A 13,999-nucleotide genomic window follows, 5' to 3' on the forward strand; every position below is an offset into this window, starting at 1 on the left:
GGGGCTCTTTCAGACTTTTGCAGGATGCGATGGCTTCTGCAGGGGGCCGACAAAGGACTCCCCTGTCTTGATCCAATCCTGCCGAGAACCATTGGTGAACCGCACAAAGTCTTCGCCTTCACGCTTCTCGCAAATCTGGTCGGGGTGGCCTGTGCGGACATACCAGTAAGCACCTGGGACAAGCGCAGCCGGAGCCCCATCGCTGACACCCGAAATGCCTTGGAGGGAGCGATGCTCTTTCGTGGCCTGCAGGTTGACCAGGGTCGCATCGACCCAATCGCCATCAATTCCCGGCATGGCAGGGAACGCGGCAACCGTATCGCTGGGAATGGCCGCGATGTATTCACGAAGTCCGCGAATCACGCGCATGGCGTCTTCCAGGACAGAGGAAATAGGGTCGTTCATGGTGCGATCGTCTCTGTTGTGTCTGGTTGTGTCTGGTCTGCCTGCTGCGCGTTATCGTCATTCGCGGCGACAGACGGCACAAGCAGCTGCATACCGCCGCTTGCCTGTTGATCTGTCGGCGTGGTAGCACCTGGCGCGGCGTCCGTGGCAGCAAACATCTTCGGGTGAGTGCGGGCGAGGTACTGAGCAAAATGGTTTTCCTGCCACTGCTCAATGCTCAAAGGACCGCTATGAAGGTGGGTGTACTTCCCATCCACAGCCTGCATTGCTCGCCAATGGCTGTGATGGTCCAGGCCCGCTTCTTTCGTCATCAGGGTGTTCGGCCCGGTGATCACGTAGGTTTCCTCGGAGGAATCACGCTCAGCCCCCCAGACCTCGGCGGCATCCACCACGCCCTCCCACTCAGCAATGCGAGACCAGGCGGCTTCGAGAGATGGCGCGCAAACCATGAAGTCCCGGTACAGAACGCGTGGCAGCTCATGGGGTTGCACCTCCACGGGGGAGACACTGAAGAGATGAAAAATAGGCATGTTCTACACACAATTTGCCGGATATGAATGAATGATACCTACCGGGACCAAATCTATCAACACAAAACGCCGGATATCTCTTATTCGCACAAACTCGTGATCGTCATTGCCCGTTTTGATTCCCATTGAAGACGCAAACTTTCTCGATACATGCCAATTTCGGGCTCAAACGACAAGGGTCGGCCTGTAGGGCTGAAGCCTCGGTCGCAGGTTTTTTGCAAGTTTCCGGGAATGGCCTGCTACTGCGTTCCCAGTGATGATGCAAACCCGTTTAGCAAGGCGCCATGCACTTTGCAGCTTCAATGGGAACCCTGTGAGTTCAAGGAACCCGTTGCAGTTCTTGGCAACACATAGAGCCGTTCAATGCCGGGAGGTGGCTGAGGTGCGTCAGGATGCTCGCGAGAATCCGACAGGACAGCGCCCTTCACTGACGATCTGAGCTTTCCAAGGGCATCCTCGCGATTCAGGTATGTGTGCCCGTAGTGAGACCTCCCATACCCACTGCCGAACATCTCCAGGTCATAGTCCGGGAACTCGATGCCAGCTGGGGCCAGGTCGTACCACTCCAGGAAGTTCGAGGCTGTCGCGGTTGCACGGCGCCCAAAAGAGCTGTACTTGACGTGAAGCGCCTGATGGGGGGCGAAGTTCTCTGCCTGCTTGAAGCCCATGATCTCGTCAATCAAGAGACACCCCTCAGCGTCCAGCAGATCGGTCGGCGACCAGAGCTTGTAGTAGCGAAGACTGTCCTTCTTCCACTCCTCAAACCAATCGGCCATCAACAGGCTCAGTGGTTGGCGAGATGCAGTGGAAACCGACTTGATGAACTCGGTCTTGACGTAGCCGCCCGTGGGTCCGCTGAAGGCGTCAGCGCTGACCTCGGCAAGAGTCCAGTCACCACGGGCATCTCGGGACTCGCTCCACATGGAGGCAATCCACCGCTGGTACCCATAAACCCTGCGAAACCTGTCGGAACAGGCCTGAAAGGCTTCAGGGGCGTGATCCTTGATCAATGCTCCCAGCAACCTGTGGGGTTGCCGGTTCGCAAGACAGAGATACTGGATGTCACCTTTGCCCTTCTTGGGGAAGCAGACGGCGATGGGAAAAGCGAGTATCGGATAGCAGACCTGAGTGGCGGACAGCCCAGAGGACGCGACGAACGCCGCCTCGAATTCGCGAAGTACATGGACCGCATCCACGGGCTGGTGCCCTTTCAGGAAGGTTGCAACAGCCGCTCGGAACGTCTCGGTCCGCCCAAGGATTTCGGTCTTGCGAGCGAGAGTGCGGAAAGCAGAGCCCAGTTGCCAATGCTTTGCCCCCGCCCATTCATGAAGTACGGTTTCAGCAGCAGCCTTTTCTGGCAAGAGTTCCCAGCGCCTGGAGACTTCGACCAGCTTGGTTTTCTTGCGCTCCAGGGTGATGCGGTGCACCCAGGCATGGGGCTCAAGACGGTCATCGCGCTCCTCCTCATTCGGCGCCGCGTAGATCGCAAACTTGGCCTTGCCGGACAGCACCAGCCTCAGAGGTTCGTATCCCAAGTCGCGAACGAACGCTTCGGCTTCAACGGCTTTGGAGCTGCCATCCACTGACAGGGCGAACATCTGGTCCAGCAGTCTTCGCCATTCAGCGTTGTTGGTGGCTTCTGGCGAAGGAAGGGACTGACCTCGGTGGGCTGCACGCCAAGCCTTGATCGCACGAGAGACCAAGGCCTCACGCTCTTCAGCTGCACCAACATTCCCATCACTCAGGGCTTGAGCAAGTGCCGCACGGGTTGGAGCTTCCTGGGAGCGTTCGGTCTCGATCAGTTTCAGCGCTCGTTTGAAGAACCGCAGGTACTCAAGATGGTTGGTACGCGTGTTCCGGTGATGAATGAACCAGTACAGCTCTTCGGGATCGACTGCATCCAGCACCAGAAACGGCAGTTGGGCGCTATCCCACTCTCCCCGCTTGTAGGAAGAGACTCGAACGGTGCTGGTGTATTCCCGACCTGAATGGAATGAGTTTGTGCACACACGCACATCCACACAGACGTGCTCGGCCTTCTTGTAGGCAATCAGGCACTCCATGTCTTGGATAGGGTTGGCACGCAGGTCATAGCCACAACCAATGGAACGGTAATTTTCCTTGGCCAGGCTTGGGGCCGTCGTGGGATTGATCAAATCGTCCCAATGGCAAAGAACACGCGAGCCAGGCCGTAGGTAGGCGTTTTTCTGAGAAATCCATTCGTGGAGATCTGGCGGCTTGGGTCCGCCCGCCAGCATCATCCGGGCATCATCGTCGTGAAGGAACCGCATCCAGCGATCCTGGAAGCGCTGCGAGACGAACCCCAGGGACTCGCCCTCATCATGAAAATCACCAAAAAGCTTGAGACGGTGATCTAACCCTGCCGCAAGGATCAAGAACCGCCGATAGTGGAGTGCATTCAACTCGTGGTTGCGCAGTTTGTCGGTGTACGCGACATCCTCAAATCGGATCTTGGATCCGTCCATCCCGCGAAAAATCTGGTCCTGCTCGTCGGTGGACGGGAACAGCCGTGCAGCTGCCAAATGACTTTCGACGGGGGACACCACGCAGTGGATGTTTTCCCCGTTGCGCACCATCAGGTAGACCTTAGCGTTCTCCCTGTTCCGTGCGATGTTGACGTAGGGTTCACCGTAGTCGATGTGGCGAGCTGTCGTGACGGCCACAAGCACGCATCGCTCCGTTGGGAAGAACTGGTCAACGAAGGCTGTCTCCTTGCGCAAAGCATCGAAGAACAGATGCTGGTCCTCGAAATCAAACCACTCGTCCAGGTCCACATACACAGCCAGCTCGTGCTCGACGATGCGTTTGCCCTGAACCACCGTCAGGGGGATTCCCCGGTCAGCGCCCTTCCCTTCCTTGATGGTGTGCACCAGGACATTCGTCCCCAGGTAGAGGTCCAGCGAGGCAATTCCATCCACGATTCCCTTCACATAGGACCGGACTTCCTCAGTCTGAGCAAGGGCCTGAGCCCCCTTCTCTTCGAAAAAGGGGGCAAGCTTGCTCAACTCCTCAGCGATGCGGGCTGTCTTGGCCTGGATCCAATTGGCCTTGATCGTGGCAACCTGCAGCTCGTGGCCTGCGGCCAGCTTCATGGCCTCTACCTTGGACTCGGTGATCCCGCATTCAATGGCGTTGGCCAGCGACCCTGTGGCCATGGATGACACTTCCGGGTCCACGGTAGGCAGAGCGACCGGATACGGGTGTTCAGTCGAGACGGCCGATGGATTCGCGGCCACTTCAGAGGTGTCTACAATGAATGCAAGTGCCTTGTTGGAGGCCTTGAGGGCATCAGATGGCTCTTGCGCATTTTTCAGGCCCTCCGCAACCACCTGGTTCATGAGGGTGGGATTGATATGGACAGAGGTGATCTCCTCCTGTAGCCCCTGAATTTTGGCGTTGATCAGTCCGAGTTCAGCTGAGCGAATTGCTTCATGGTCAGGCTCAAAGGAGAACGAATCCAGAAAGTCTTTCAGGAGGAACCGATGCTCCTTGAACTGGTGGTACTTGTCGTGCTCTACCCCATCGTCACCCACCCAGGTCAACTGGCGAGCGCGATTGATCTGGAGAGGATGTGGCCGAAGAATGACAGTGTGCGGCACCTCATCCACACAGCGAATGGACATGATCAATAGGACGGTCTCGGCCGCAATTCCCTCACAGGCCACGTCGCGGATAGCACGCCAGTATTGACCAGCCTGCAGCGACTGGAACCGGGCGATACGCTGGACGCTTGGATCAACGTCCCCGGTTGGAATGATCTTTCCCGTCATGCAACACCCTCCGCTGCCAACTCCCGCATCACCTGCCGCACCAGCTTTGCCGCGAACTGCTTGGGCTTGTCCCTCACTGCCTCGTCATTGAAAAGGGCACTGCGCGAGGTGTAGTTAGGGGAAGTGAATGCAGTCGCTGTGCTTTTGCCGAAGCCCTGCATAGAGCCCCCAGGAATCTCCTCCGGCGCATCAATGCACCCCGAACCAATGAAGGCAAGAGCCGAATCTGAGGAAGCATCGAAATGCTCTTGGGACAGGAGACTCCAGGCGCGGCTGGTTCGTAGGCTGTAGATCTGATGCATACACATGGTGGGTGCTTGGATAGCGGATGAATCGACGTGATTCACTGCCCCTTACCCACAACTGAACTGTACCGGTTGAGGGGAAGCATTGCAACCCAAAACACCGGATGTAGTGTTCCTGCATTCACGCCATGCACCGATATTTTTACAGGCCCCGCAGGCCGCGCATCACCTAACCTGCAGAGCCTTGTCTTGCATCTCACGCAGTAGTTTGGCCAAAGGTTTGCTCTCATCGTCAACATACCCTGGCCAAGGGATGAATGGCTTGCTGGTCATCTTTCCAAGCGCGATGGTCAGTGGACAGCGGTAAGCGATGAGATCAGCTCCCAGACTCTTCACTGCAACGAAGTCGGAGGGGCATTGCACTACCTCGCCTGCCTTCGAATCTCGCATGGCCATGAGATTCACCATGCCGTGATCATCGCCTGCAGAGCCCCAGTAGAAGGCTTCATGTTTGTAGGCCACGATGCCCATGTAGGCGCTCAGGAGAAGCCCAAGCACATTGGCGCCTACGGTCCAGAATCCAGGGACGGATAAACGCCGAAGTCCCCGCAAATTCCGTCCGAAACTCGCTAGGCCAAGCATGGCGCCGAGGGCCGTAATCCAGCCATCGTGGTAGGTAAGTCCCCATTGGAAAACCAGCGATCCCGCTGGGCTCCACTGCAGCACCTCAAGGACCACAGGCGCCAGCATGAGAAGCAAGGCACATGTGATGCCCAATTCTGAGATGGCTCCCCCCTTAGTTCCGGCTCGCGCACGCATCAGGCTGCGCGCCAAGATCCAGACGCAAAGCACCACAGCGAGGTTGAGTGCAGCTAAATAGAGCATCTCAGCACTGCAAGGTGACCGGGTTCAACACGAAACTCCCAGTTTTCATGGCTTTATCTTCAGGGCCGATGCAATCTCGGGACTGGCTCGCTGAACTACCGCAATACGACACTCGTCTTTAGAGCAAAGCCTGGTCCCGGACCACGCCGATCGCTTCACCACAACAGAATCACCGACTGCAAAGGGACCGGGGTCAACACGAAACTCTCCGTTGGCCGTAGCGACGACCAACCGGCACGACTGCACCTGGTGCGCTGGGTTGCAGTGGGTCTTGGTATCAACGGAGGTGATGGGGCCCGCAGAAGCCATAGAACCCTGAATGCTTACCGCATATGAGACAAGGAACACGATCCAACAAAGCAAGAGTGCCACAAACAACCACTGGAGCGGGTATCGGACATAAGGTCGGGCAGCAACCCAGGCGATAGACCTTTCAATGAATCGATCTATAGCGGGAGGCTTCTGAGCAGGTTCAGAGGGGAAAATGCCATCGTCAGAGAACTCCCGGAGCCAGGAAGGTAGAACGAGGACCAGCCCAATAGATGCGACGGCAAATACTGCTGCGCCCACCGCAGCCTGCGATTTGAGCACCTCGTAGAGCTGCAGATCAAAATCCGCCCTCGCAACGGACTGGTCCTTCACCCAAACCAGCAGCATGGCCAGGATCGCCAGGCCCGCCTTGAACCAGTCACCCCAATACTTGTTCGAAAAGAGATGACCGTATCTCACGTCGATCAACAGCGCGCAAGCCGTGCCGCCAAGCACCTGGGCGACCAGCCCTTGCTGAGTCAACCATATCGCGGAGAGAACCGCGAGCGCGAACAGGAATTTCAGCGTGATCGCGCGCCTCGCAACGAATTCATCGTCGCTGATTGGGTAGGGCAGATTGGCCATGGGGTGGACGTTCGTTGAGATGGATCGAATTAGGTGGCACGCTGCTGTGCGACTGCGTTGTTGCGAGGTGCGAGAGTGCTGAGGAAGCCCCTCCAGAGGGTTCGGAGTCTCTCCCGCTGCTCTCCCAGCGGGTATGCCGACATCGACAAGTCGTGCTGATCGCTGGGCAAGGTTCCATGGACTAGCCATGGGCTGGTTTCTCCGTTGGCGACCAACTCATCCTGGATGAATGCTTCGAAACTCCGCGCCCACAACTCAACCCGCGAAGCCCAATATCGCTTGCGCGTCCCCTTGATCGCCTCAATGCGTTTCGCATGCTCGTAGAACGGGTTGTCTTGGGGATGGAAGAGTTCGTCACACAAAGCTGTGAATGCCGTGAACGCATCAGGACGCGCCAGCTTCGCTCGGTTTGCGCGGCCACGCTCTTCTGTCATGAAATCGGTTTCGTCCAGCCAGTTGAATCCCGATGAAAACGTGCTTTGCGCTAGGTGACTGTCGAGTGCATGCGCCCATTCATGGGCGCAGGCCCCATGCCCGGTGTCGCGAGTGAGGTTCACGACCCAAAGTGCCGGCTCAAAGTGAGCAGATGCGCCACCTTGTCCGCGAGCCCCAAATGCGAGACCCAAAGTGGGCCTCCCTCGCCCACCGAGGCCAATCCACGCGGGTTCGAAACCGATGATCCTTGATAGGTCGTGGAACGCACAAAAGGCTTCGTTCAACCAGCGCTGCTTCTCCTTGTCGGATAGCGCTTCACCGAACTGAACACCACGCAAGCGGAACGTCTCCAAAAGCTCTTGCCCCGAGATATCCCAACCGCCAAGGAAGTCAGGACCGACCCGAACCTCAAGGTCTGCCGAAGCCCGACGCGTGACGGCCTTGCGAAGGCCTGCAGCCTTCGCGTTTTCTGCGAGGCGATCCTTGATAACTCTCCGGGCAGCGATCAGCGCCTCTACGCGCGTCAATCCCGTGCAGCCTTCCTCGTAGGCAGGACGTGGGGTTGTAGTGATCACCGCCCAGCAGTTGTCGCTGGGCAGTGCATGTTCACGCGTTGAAATCACCCCCACACTGGCACGCAAGCAACTGTCATCCTCAGGCCACCCAAGATCAGCCATGGACACGGATAGCCACGCCAGCTTTTGAGTGAGGCTGAAAGGGGGATAGAGCCTTCGACCCCCATAGCGCCCAGCTGCGCTCAAACGCATCCTGTCCTTGGCGTCGGAGAACCGATTGAGGCCTGCGAGCGCGTATGCCTTGGCATTCAATTGCAAGCGGGTTTCGTCATAGGCCTCATCAAAGACCTGTTTGACGATGGCGATCGCCGCGTCATACATTGCGGGCCACTCGTGAGCCTCCACACCGAACATCGCCTTTTCGTGGGGGGCGGTCCCCAACCCCCAATACGTGGCCGCGAGTGCAGCCAGGGTTGAGGGCGTATAGCGATTCACTCGCGAGAGTTCCTTCCAGTCGGGCTCCGGCCAGATCTCTGCAAGCCGCGAACGCTGGGCAGGTGTCTTCTCTGACTTCTTTCGTGCCAGGTGCTTCTTGGCCTGGGGAATGAACTCGCCTGCGTCTTCAATCTTCGCCATTGTTCTGCGTCAACTCCGGTCTGTCGCTATGCATCGGTGGCAATGCACAAGTTCGCACTCGTGTGTCCGATCATCTGCACCTGTGAATGTGAAGAATTGGGGCGTGGAAATCATGACAAGGTGGACCAGAGACGGGAATGGCTTTCGACTGGCCAGGACCTGAAGGCATGCCCAGGCTTTCTGGATGGCCCCATGGGCGGGCGAATTGGAAACGAACAGAATCCCTGCGCCACCACCTCATTTGTCAGGGTGTTGAACTCCTGCCACTCGAACCCTAAAGGGGCTTGTGCGTATATCTGTTCCAGTTCACGCGCGCTGTCCGCGTAGACCTTCCAAGCCAGGAACGCTGCGACCCCCAGTGCCAAAGCGATCAAGGCACATACAACCATGACCGTAGGGCTCAAAAAATCAAGCCACGGCATACCGTTCTCTTCCGGCAGCAGCAACAGGTTCATGGCACCATCCCTCAAGCGGTAACCCCCAAAGTTGCAATCCGGGCAACTCGCCGATTGAGAACCCGCGCAAACACCGCTGCTCCAGATGCCAGTAAGCAAAGGATGGAGCCGAACGCCATGAGGATCTGGCCGTAACCTTTCCAGCGTCCAGAAACCTCAAGCGCCTCTTTCTCAAACGCCTTGGCTTGCGCAGAGCGTGGGGCGCCAAGCGCCCGCACCTCTAGCGCATAGCGCGCTGCAGGGGTAGGTTTGAGTTCGGCCGCATTCGCTTCGAGTTTTGCCAGGATTGAGACGAAATCAATTCCTTTTGCCTTGCGTGAAAGCGCCGCCAGCTGCCACCAAAGGAAGTCCTCCTGCAGCTCAGGAAACCTCTTGGATTGCTCCATCATGGCCTTCCGAACTCCCTCATAGTCACGAGCTTCGATTCCAGAAACAATTTGCATGCGTTCCTGATAGTTGGTGTCCGATTGACGATTCGCCTTAACGGCACCGATTACTGCGACTGCAGCTAATAGAACAGCTCCAGCAGCTGCAGGTGCAATGCTCTGGCGTATGACACCTAAGCCAAAGCCAAACACCGCGAATATGATCACAAAGGCCCTGAAAAACGCCTCACCAAAAGACGCCACCTCAGCAAGACTTGCTTGCACAGATCCTTCCGGATATGACTCACGCAGGGGCGCATTGACTTCATTCAGGACTGCCTCAATCGCGGGAGGTATCTGCACTACCACCTGATCTATGGGCTCACGCACGCTCGCCAGAGCGAAAACCACAGCGCTGCTGACCGCCACAGTCAGAACGAGAGCCCACAAACCCATAGCCCACAAGTTGGCCTTCGCTGCACGCTGATCGAGCAAGCGGACTTTGGGGCGAAGGTCAGTCACGCTCATGCCGACGCCTCAATAGCAACCGGCTTCGCGCTTCTAGCGTTCATGAGGCGAGACCTGAGGTCATTGCGCATGGTGAGCAACTCCCGCTCGGCCACACTGCGGGCCTTGACGCCCTCCTCGTTGATACGGATGACCTCCTGGACCGTCTTCACCAGTGTTGCCTGGACCTCGCGCAAGGTCGCCGTATCGATGACCAGACGCTGATTGGCTTTGGCCGACTCGACAGAGTTACGGTGCAGCAGTTCCGCGTTCTGTTTCAGCAGTGCGTTCGTGGTGTCATCAATCCGACCCGCTAGCTCCACGGCGTTGTTTTGCTCAGCCAGGGCAACGCGCAGCATGAACTGGCGCTCCCAAGCCGGAATGGTGATCTCGCGGATAGCGTGGAACTTCGATTTCAACGTGGAGTTGTTGCCCTGGAGAAGGCGGATCATGGGAAGGCACTGCATCGCCGAGTGCTGCAGTGCGAGGAGGTCACCCAGCCGCTTATCCAGCTCTGCAACACCCGCGTCCAACTCCGCGATGCTCATCGCGTCCGTAGGTGCGGCCGAATCATTTGCCTTCATTCCGTCCAGCTCCTCGCGCATCTCAGCCAGCCGCAGCCGCCCAGCAGCGATGTGGATGCCCAGTAGCCAGTGTTCGTGCTTCACGGCGTCGAACATCCCGTCCAGTTGCTGATTGCGCGTATCCAGACTCGTTTGCGTGTTGCTGACCGTCGTCATCAGCTTGTTGATCTGGTCCCGCGTGGTGTCGAAGTGGGCACTGAAATCACTCGCGCGGCGGCGAATCTTGTTGAGCAATGCGCCGATGACGGGAATCTTCGACCTGGGGCCCGAGACACCCTCAATGTCCAAGTGGCTGGCCAGCTGGACAACCTTGGAGAGCATCGCACCAGCTTCACCCAGGTCATTGTTGCGAACCTCCGAGAGCAATGAATCGGTGTACCGCGTGTTGTGCTCGGCAATCTCACGGCCAAACTCAGCAACACTGGCCCTGCGCCCGGTTTGAATCGTTGATGCCACCCGCGCAATCTCTGCAGAGTCCCCAACGGTCAGTCCGAGCTGAGTCAGCTCCGCTTCTGGAATGGCCACAGGGGGGCGGGATGGATCGGCTTGAGTGGTTAGGAATGACATGCAAAATCCTCTTGGCTGGTGTTTTGGGCGATCTACTTGGTGTGTGCTTCTTCGAGCCCCTGCAGGCTGCGCAGCAGCGCTTGATGGGCTTGCGTTGCCTGGCTCACGATCTCGGGGTCGAGCCCCTTGGCATTGGTCATAGCCATGGCGTGATGGCGCCACACTGGCAAAAGCACGGTGGTCGTCTCGCTGAACCTGTCCAACAAGTCGAGCGCGGTGGACCGCGCAAGTCGCATCTGAGCCGCACTCATCTCATGCGAAGCCCTGATAGCGGACAGGTTGGTGAGCTTGCGTGCAAAGCGCTCGCGGGGTTTGTCGAATTCCAAGGCACCCTGAGATGGCATGCCCGCCAGAGGGTTCTCAGAGAGGTACTCGTGACCCGCCTGGATGTATGCGTCCAACTGATCCACTTCGGTATGGTGGGACGATAGAAGCCTCTCCAGGCCTTTGACTGTTTCTTTCACCGAAACAGCGGCATTGTTGGCGAGGTCCAGCAGTTCATCGAGCGACTCGCGCGCCATCTCATAGCGCACGAGCTGCTCCACGTCGCGACCCAGCAGCTTGTCGAGCCAGCTTGGTTCTGCCGCGATCTTCTTCGGGTCCGCATCCACCAACTTGCCAACTATCTTGCTGATGTGATCAGCAAGCCGTCCAATGGGGGAGGCCTCCATGATGCTCTGGAACGCACCCATTGCGTCAGAGCTACTGACGCCTGATGTCCCGTACTCGGAAATCAGGATGGGGTCCGCGAAGATCCCCGGAATGACCGAGGATTTCAGCTCATCTGCAGTCAGCGGAGCGATTGCCGACATTGATCAACCCTGGGCCGCGCCTGCCAATGCGGGCATGCCCTTTTCCAGCCATTGGGCGGCGTCTTTCTCGCTGCGCTCAAAGCTACCCTCTTCAAGAGCGTCTACGAAGTCCTGAAGGGCCAAGAAATCAGCCATGTAGAGCGGCCGGTTGCGGATCTGAAATGCATGCGTTTTGGCTGGATGCCGGCCCAGGAGGGTCACGTAGCTGCTGCAGCGGCCCGCCTGCACCAGCGTCATTGACCAATCGTGCTCTTCACGGGTCAGGATCCAGCCTTGCGCAATGCACAGCGCGGCCAACCCCATTGCCACCAGACCAGCGCGTTCGCTGTCCAGAACCATGAACATAGCAATGAACGCCAGCATGCAAGCGAAAAGCGCCGTGCAAGCGATCACTGCTTTGCGGTAACGGGACTTCCACAGACCCACCACCGTGGCATGGTCACGGTCCAGTTGTGCGCGGAACACGTCGAGATTGCTTTTCATACGAACTCCTTTTCAGTTTCAGGTTTGAAATCTCACGACGCAGCGGGCCTTCCCGCTCGCTGCCTCTACTCGATACAGATGGTTTTCAGAAGGGGCTTCGAAACGGCTTGGCCAACGCCCAGTTGCGTGCAAAGTGCGTTGCGTAGACCTTGGCCAAAGACGGGTTGTCCCAGTTCACCAGGACGTTCTCGCTGTTCCGGGACGCTGCTGCTTCCGAGAAGTTGAAGCTCCCCAACTCCAGGTGGCGTTCGTCCGCGATCAGCACCTTGTCGTGATGGATGGCGAAAGCATCAGTGACGCGCACCTGAGCCCCCGCCTCAACCAGCGCACCAAAAGCGGCGCGCGCCTTGGGCGACGCACCCTCCCCGAGGTTGTGCTTCTCATCCGCGACGATGGCAACGGAAACACCCCGCTTCACGGCGCGCAGAAGTGCGCTCGTGACCTTCGCACTCGTGAAGCTGTAGGCCATGACTTTCAGGTCAGCTTTTGCTGAGTCGATGACTTTCACGACCAAGGCCTCTGCGCCCCCCTTTGGCGAGAACCCCACCTCCAACGACCCAGCTGCTTGCACCTGCTGGACTGACAGGGAGTCAACAACATCCCCTGCGACACGGCCCATTTGACGCTTCACGTCATATGCCTGGGCATAGCCGATGGTCATGCAGAGGACAAGTCCGATGGCAGCAAATTTCGTTTTCATTCGACAATCCATTATTCAATCAACTGCAATTAAATCATTTAATGAATTCCATTGCAAATCAAATCAATCAATCAGATGTTTGATTGACAAGTGAACCGACGCCGTTGCAATGAAACATCAATGAAATTTGTTAATTCAATCCCAATCGGCTACAATGACACATCAATTCAACGGAGGATTCCATGCGTAAGTTCGCCCAGATCGCCGCCCTGGCTGTCGTCACCTTTATCACCGGTTGCGCCACCCGAGGAATCGACGATGCCTTCTTCCGGGCAAGCGATCCCAATGTCACGCAGACTGCGACGGGCACGCTCATCGCGATGGAAGAAAAGCGCCGTAGCAACCTGACCGTGACCAACACTGCCGCTGGCGTCGTTTCGGCTACCCAAGGCAGCTCTACCCTCGGCCTTGCGGCCTTCGCGCTGGACGTTTTCGATCATGAAAACGCGAAGAACAAAGACCGCTTCATGGTCATCAAGATCCAGGACGAAGCCACGGGCAAGGAGGCGGTGTTCGTCTCCGATTTGCTCACCCTCCCCAAGTACGCGAATGTTGGTGATCGTGTCCGCATGATTCAGAAAAAGTACGGTGCCGAAGCCGCCTACAACCTGACTCGCAACCCTCACTACGACATGCCGACGCGTTAAGCGTCAGGTGGCCGCCCTGGCGGCGGCCCTCTCCAGTTCTTTTTCTTTCCGCTGCCGCTCGTTGAACAGCGAGATCGCATCTGGATGGGCTCGGAACCAGGAGTCCGTCCACTCCTTTGCCTCATGCAGAGCCCTTTCGAACTCTTGGGGCGTGAACATCTGCACGATCCTCCCCCCTTGAGCCCTCCTGGCACCACCTGCGAAGCTTCCAAGGGAGCCCCCGATAGACACATCAATGGATTGGCCAAAGGGTTTCGACCGCGCCCCCAGGTACGTCTTCGTATAGTCCTCGGGGACCTCGACGCGAATCCCGTAGGACGCCCCTTTGATTCCAGGCCCGCTGGTGTCAAAACCAAAGAGGATGCAGCCCCTGTGCGTCAAGTAGGTCTTGTTGATTGCCAGGACAAAGCCCATGGCAATTGCATCGTCCATTGATCGAAAAACAGTCATCCATACCCCCAATGCGCGGGAGTGTGACCGAAAGTAAATGGGGCCGGGGGGCTAATTCAGCCGATTCGATGAGATGCGTCCGAATCGGGTGTT

General features: G+C 57.6%; 15 protein-coding genes. 1 reads left to right on the forward strand and 14 read right to left on the reverse strand.

Annotated features, from left to right (window positions below; translation table 11 throughout):
- Nucleotides 1–9 precede the first annotated feature (9 nt).
- The 13 genes from ACODSU_RS07580 to ACODSU_RS07640 form a co-directional block, all read right to left on the reverse strand.
- Nucleotides 10–405: a hypothetical protein gene (locus ACODSU_RS07580; RefSeq protein WP_488841299.1), complete on the reverse strand. Its 396-nt coding sequence runs from the start codon at nucleotides 403–405 to the stop codon at nucleotides 10–12.
- A complete protein-coding gene (locus ACODSU_RS07585; RefSeq protein ID WP_488841301.1) occupies nucleotides 402–935 on the reverse strand; it encodes a hypothetical protein in 534 nt (177 codons plus the stop codon). Before ACODSU_RS07585 ends, ACODSU_RS07580 begins: the two co-directional genes overlap by 4 nt.
- A gap of 299 nt (nucleotides 936–1,234) precedes the next feature.
- The gene (locus ACODSU_RS07590) at nucleotides 1,235–4,726 is read right to left on the reverse strand and encodes a hypothetical protein (protein WP_488841303.1); all 3,492 of its coding nucleotides are present in this window, start codon (nucleotides 4,724–4,726) and stop codon (nucleotides 1,235–1,237) included.
- Nucleotides 4,723–5,028: a hypothetical protein gene (locus tag ACODSU_RS07595; RefSeq protein WP_488841305.1), complete on the reverse strand. Its 306-nt coding sequence runs from the start codon at nucleotides 5,026–5,028 to the stop codon at nucleotides 4,723–4,725. The genes ACODSU_RS07590 and ACODSU_RS07595 overlap by 4 nt, the downstream gene beginning before the upstream one ends.
- Nucleotides 5,029–5,196: 168 nt before the next feature.
- Entirely contained in the window at nucleotides 5,197–5,856 is a 660-nt protein-coding gene (locus tag ACODSU_RS07600; protein WP_488841307.1) for a hypothetical protein, read from the reverse strand.
- Nucleotides 5,857–5,901: 45 nt separating this feature from the next.
- Nucleotides 5,902–6,750, reverse strand: coding sequence for a hypothetical protein (locus tag ACODSU_RS07605; RefSeq protein ID WP_488841309.1), 849 nt, complete (start codon nucleotides 6,748–6,750; stop codon nucleotides 5,902–5,904).
- A 29-nt stretch (nucleotides 6,751–6,779) separates the two neighbouring features.
- Nucleotides 6,780–8,336: an LPD1 domain-containing protein gene (locus tag ACODSU_RS07610; RefSeq protein ID WP_488841311.1), complete on the reverse strand. Its 1,557-nt coding sequence runs from the start codon at nucleotides 8,334–8,336 to the stop codon at nucleotides 6,780–6,782.
- Nucleotides 8,337–8,446: 110 nt separating this feature from the next.
- Nucleotides 8,447–8,791 (reverse strand): hypothetical protein, encoded by a 345-nt coding sequence (locus ACODSU_RS07615; RefSeq protein WP_488841313.1) that lies wholly within the window; start codon nucleotides 8,789–8,791, stop codon nucleotides 8,447–8,449.
- A gap of 11 nt (nucleotides 8,792–8,802) precedes the next feature.
- On the reverse strand, nucleotides 8,803–9,684 hold the full coding sequence (locus ACODSU_RS07620) for a hypothetical protein (protein ID WP_488841315.1): 882 nt from the start codon (nucleotides 9,682–9,684) through the stop codon (nucleotides 8,803–8,805).
- Entirely contained in the window at nucleotides 9,681–10,814 is a 1,134-nt protein-coding gene (locus ACODSU_RS07625; RefSeq protein WP_488841317.1) for a toxic anion resistance protein, read from the reverse strand. The genes ACODSU_RS07620 and ACODSU_RS07625 overlap by 4 nt, the downstream gene beginning before the upstream one ends.
- A gap of 32 nt (nucleotides 10,815–10,846) precedes the next feature.
- Nucleotides 10,847–11,626: a toxic anion resistance protein gene (locus ACODSU_RS07630; RefSeq protein WP_488841319.1), complete on the reverse strand. Its 780-nt coding sequence runs from the start codon at nucleotides 11,624–11,626 to the stop codon at nucleotides 10,847–10,849.
- A gap of 3 nt (nucleotides 11,627–11,629) precedes the next feature.
- Complete coding sequence (locus ACODSU_RS07635; protein ID WP_488841321.1) at nucleotides 11,630–12,109, reverse strand: hypothetical protein; 480 nt, start codon at nucleotides 12,107–12,109, stop codon at nucleotides 11,630–11,632.
- A gap of 85 nt (nucleotides 12,110–12,194) precedes the next feature.
- Nucleotides 12,195–12,809: a phospholipase D family nuclease gene (locus ACODSU_RS07640; protein ID WP_488841323.1), complete on the reverse strand. Its 615-nt coding sequence runs from the start codon at nucleotides 12,807–12,809 to the stop codon at nucleotides 12,195–12,197.
- Between the two features lie 182 nt (nucleotides 12,810–12,991).
- On the opposite strand from ACODSU_RS07640, the gene ACODSU_RS07645 reads away from it, so the two are divergent.
- Complete coding sequence (locus ACODSU_RS07645; protein WP_436078752.1) at nucleotides 12,992–13,456, forward strand: hypothetical protein; 465 nt, start codon at nucleotides 12,992–12,994, stop codon at nucleotides 13,454–13,456.
- 3 nt (nucleotides 13,457–13,459) lie between these two features.
- Here the strand turns inward: ACODSU_RS07645 and ACODSU_RS07650 are convergent, their stop codons facing one another.
- The gene (locus ACODSU_RS07650; protein WP_488841325.1) at nucleotides 13,460–13,870 is read right to left on the reverse strand and encodes a hypothetical protein; all 411 of its coding nucleotides are present in this window, start codon (nucleotides 13,868–13,870) and stop codon (nucleotides 13,460–13,462) included.
- Nucleotides 13,871–13,999: the final 129 nt, after the last annotated feature.

Source organism: Acidovorax sp. FG48, from assembly GCF_057809085.1.

Bases quoted from the DNA above. Each gene is read 5' to 3' on its own strand.
- ACODSU_RS07580 (WP_488841299.1), bottom strand. From the start codon at position 405: ATGAACGACCCTATTTCCTCTGTCCTGGAAGACGCCATGCGCGTGATT.
- ACODSU_RS07585 (WP_488841301.1), bottom strand. From the start codon at position 935: ATGCCTATTTTTCATCTCTTCAGTGTCTCCCCCGTGGAGGTGCAACCC.
- ACODSU_RS07590 (WP_488841303.1), bottom strand. From the start codon at position 4,726: ATGACGGGAAAGATCATTCCAACCGGGGACGTTGATCCAAGCGTCCAG.
- ACODSU_RS07595 (WP_488841305.1), bottom strand. From the start codon at position 5,028: ATGCATCAGATCTACAGCCTACGAACCAGCCGCGCCTGGAGTCTCCTG.
- ACODSU_RS07600 (WP_488841307.1), bottom strand. From the start codon at position 5,856: ATGCTCTATTTAGCTGCACTCAACCTCGCTGTGGTGCTTTGCGTCTGG.
- ACODSU_RS07605 (WP_488841309.1), bottom strand. From the start codon at position 6,750: ATGGCCAATCTGCCCTACCCAATCAGCGACGATGAATTCGTTGCGAGG.
- ACODSU_RS07610 (WP_488841311.1), bottom strand. From the start codon at position 8,336: ATGGCGAAGATTGAAGACGCAGGCGAGTTCATTCCCCAGGCCAAGAAG.
- ACODSU_RS07615 (WP_488841313.1), bottom strand. From the start codon at position 8,791: ATGAACCTGTTGCTGCTGCCGGAAGAGAACGGTATGCCGTGGCTTGAT.
- ACODSU_RS07620 (WP_488841315.1), bottom strand. From the start codon at position 9,684: ATGAGCGTGACTGACCTTCGCCCCAAAGTCCGCTTGCTCGATCAGCGT.
- ACODSU_RS07625 (WP_488841317.1), bottom strand. From the start codon at position 10,814: ATGTCATTCCTAACCACTCAAGCCGATCCATCCCGCCCCCCTGTGGCC.
- ACODSU_RS07630 (WP_488841319.1), bottom strand. From the start codon at position 11,626: ATGTCGGCAATCGCTCCGCTGACTGCAGATGAGCTGAAATCCTCGGTC.
- ACODSU_RS07635 (WP_488841321.1), bottom strand. From the start codon at position 12,109: ATGAAAAGCAATCTCGACGTGTTCCGCGCACAACTGGACCGTGACCAT.
- ACODSU_RS07640 (WP_488841323.1), bottom strand. From the start codon at position 12,809: ATGAAAACGAAATTTGCTGCCATCGGACTTGTCCTCTGCATGACCATC.
- ACODSU_RS07645 (WP_436078752.1), top strand. From the start codon at position 12,992: ATGCGTAAGTTCGCCCAGATCGCCGCCCTGGCTGTCGTCACCTTTATC.
- ACODSU_RS07650 (WP_488841325.1), bottom strand. From the start codon at position 13,870: ATGGGCTTTGTCCTGGCAATCAACAAGACCTACTTGACGCACAGGGGC.